The organism is Micromonospora sp. NPDC049580, assembly GCF_040675595.1.
Taxonomy (GTDB): Bacteria; Actinomycetota; Actinomycetes; order Mycobacteriales; family Micromonosporaceae; genus Micromonospora.
In genome coordinates, this window is the sequence record NZ_JBFAPG010000721.1 from 1 (window position 1) to 2,126 (window position 2,126).

Sequence of the window (2,126 nt, forward strand, 5' to 3'; positions counted from 1 at the left end):
GGCCACACCGGTGGCCACCCCCGCGGGGTACGTCAGGAGGCGGAGGCCGCCACGTCGAAGTAGTACCAGTTCGGGTAGTCACTGAGCGTGCCGTCGGCGCGGACGGCGTAGACGGTCAGGTCCATGAACCCGCTGGCGGTCGGCGTCCAGGTGATCGTGGCCCGGCCGTTCGCGTCGGCCGCCACCTCGATCGCCTCGGCATTGTTGAAGCTGTACCGGTAGGCCGCGGTGTCCGTCCAGCCCGGCGGCGGGGAGAAGGTGAAGGTGCCCTCGACCCCCACCCCGCCGACCGGCGAACCGTCCGGCGAGTAGTAGACGTCGGACTTCACCCCGGGGCCGGGGTCGAAGTACGTGGACCAGTTGCTCTCCGGTGAGACGAACCCGTTGTCGCTGAGGCTGCGGACCGTGATGTTGTGCCCGTCCACCCTGTTGGCGACGAAGCTGAAGTAGCCCGTGCCGTCCTCTTGGGCCGGCCGCTTCTCCGGGTCCCCGCCGTCCAGGGTGATCTCGTACTCACGGACGCCGGTGACACCGGGTGCCGGTACGAACTTCAGCACCACCTCCTGCCCCCACTCGGGCTGACCACTCTCCACCTGGATCTCAGGTGCGGTCCACGGCACGAAGGTGCGGTACTCGACGGTCTGCGAGACGTTGCCGGCGAGGTCGATGGAACGGACGGTCAATGTCTGTGGCCCGAAGCCGATCGGGTTGACCGTCACGGTCGCGGACCCACCGGCGGTGTTCGCCTTGACCGCCCCCGAGCTGCTGAACGGATCGAAGCAGACCAGTTGACCGTATTCACCGCTGGCCGAGCAGGTGTTGACACCCAGGCCGCGCCAGGAGTACCGGAAGCCGGCCACGTCCTTGTTGCCGTTGCCGGAGAAGGTGAAGACGGCCGGCACGCCGGCCGGCGCATGCTCTCCGGTGCCGTCCGCTGGGTAGTTGGACGAGGTGACGGTCGGCACGCCGGGCGCGGTGCGGTCGTAGGTGAAGAAGCACTTCTTCGACCACGCCGAGGTGTCGGCGCCGTCGGTCACCCGGGCCTGCCAAGCGTACGACTCGCCGTCGGTGAGGGTGCCCTCGGGCAGGTTGACCGTGTTGGCCCGACCGGAGATGCCGTGCTCGCCGATGAACGTCTGGCGAGCGTCCGGCGTGGCCTTGGGCCAGATGGCGACCTCGGTCTTGACGGCGCGCTCGTCGTCCCCGTCGGCGTCGGAACCGACGGCCTGTAGCACCGTGGCGAACCCGCTGATGCGCGGATACGGCTTCAGTTGCGTGCAGGCAAGACCACCGTTGTAGAGGTGGGCGCTGTCGATCTGTGGCACGGAGTTGAACTGGGTGGTCAACTTGACGCCGCGGTACGGGTGCAGCCCTCGGCCGTAGGAGGCGTCACTCTCGAACTGCTCCGGCACCCGGATCTCGAAGGTGATGTGACGCTGCCGGTGCGCCACCGCATCCTGCACCGCCGCGCCGACGTCGAAGGTGATGGAGGCCCCAGGGCAGAACTGTGCCGGGGTGAGGACCTCGCCGAGCTTGGTGAGCGGTTCGGGTGCCCGGTTCCAGGTCGGCGTCGCGGTGACCGGCTTCGTCCGCCAGATTTCGACGGCCCGTTTGCTGCAGTCGGCGGCGCTGCGCTCGTCGAGGAACACATTCGCGCCGTAGATCTTCTTGCCCTCGTAGGCGGAGAGGTCGTACGTGGTGTACACCCGGGAGGTGTGGCTCTTGCCCGCGTCGTCCTGCCAGGTGCCGAGCGGAATGTTGGTCTCGCTGTCGATGGGGTATGCCTTCTTCGGCGTCGCCGAGTCGGTCCAGCCGACCTGCACGGCCGGCGGGCCGTCGTAGTGCGGTGCCGCGACGGCGGCGCTCGCGGTGGAGATGAGACTGAGCCCGCTGACGCCCATCGCCAGCGCGAGTGTGCCGACGACGGCACGGCGCGGCCTTGATCTGATCACAGTGGAATGTTCCTCCCCGTGTGCCATCCGCTCCGCTGAACGGATGATCAAGCGCATCAAACCCTGGGAGGTTGACGGGCGGCAACCCCCGTTCGGGGGGCCGGGGAGCCGCCCGGACGGATTGTTGTTGTTTGAATGGCGCAGGCGGTGTTGCCGGTGGCGGTCGCGCCCCGC

General features: G+C 68.4%; 1 protein-coding gene. It reads right to left on the minus strand.

The window, feature by feature from the left end; translation table 11 throughout:
- Positions 1–32: 32 nt before the first annotated feature.
- Entirely contained in the window at positions 33–1,952 is a 1,920-nt protein-coding gene (locus AB0J68_RS31380) for a hypothetical protein (protein ID WP_363942415.1), read from the minus strand.
- Between the last annotated feature and the right edge of the window lie 174 nt (positions 1,953–2,126).